The organism is Neisseria sp. P0021.S006, assembly GCF_051956895.1.
On sequence record NZ_JBQCWZ010000974.1, the window covers coordinates 1 to 552 of the forward strand.

The 552-nt window shown below is 51.1% G+C and carries 1 protein-coding gene; it reads left to right on the forward strand.

Features of this window, described 5'->3' with window-relative positions:
- The coding region (gene hda / locus ACTHUM_RS18230) for a DnaA regulatory inactivator Hda (RefSeq protein ID WP_440403713.1) at nucleotides 1-552 on the forward strand (552 nt) is incomplete at both ends.

Consider the following 552-nt stretch of genomic DNA (forward strand, 5'->3'; position numbering starts at 1 on the left):
AACATGGGCAATTTATCTATGTTTGGGGCGACGAGGGCGCAGGCAAAAGCCATCTCTTGCAGGCATGGGTCGCACAGGCGCTCGATGCCGGACGAAATGCCATCTATATTGATGCCGCCGCCACGCCGCTGACAGAAACCGCGTTGGATGCGGAATATCTTGCCATTGACCAAATCGAAAAGCTTAATAATGAAGAACAGGCTTTACTGTTTGCCATCTTCAACCGCTTCCGCAACAGCGGCAAAGGCTTTTTGCTTTTGAGTTCCGAATATACGCCGCAGCAACTCGTTATCCGTGAAGACCTGCGCACACGCATGGCGTATTGCTTGGTTTACGAAGTCAAACCGTTGACCGACCGGGAAAAAATCGATGCGCTCGTCAGCATGGCGGCTATCCGTCAGGTAACCATCGATCCAGAAATTTTCGAATACCTGCTGAACCATTGGCGGCGCGATATGGACAGCCTGATGCAAATGCTCGATACCCTCGACAATTACGCCGTTATGATGGGCAAGCGCATTACTTTGCCGCTTTTGCGCCAGCTTTTAAAAC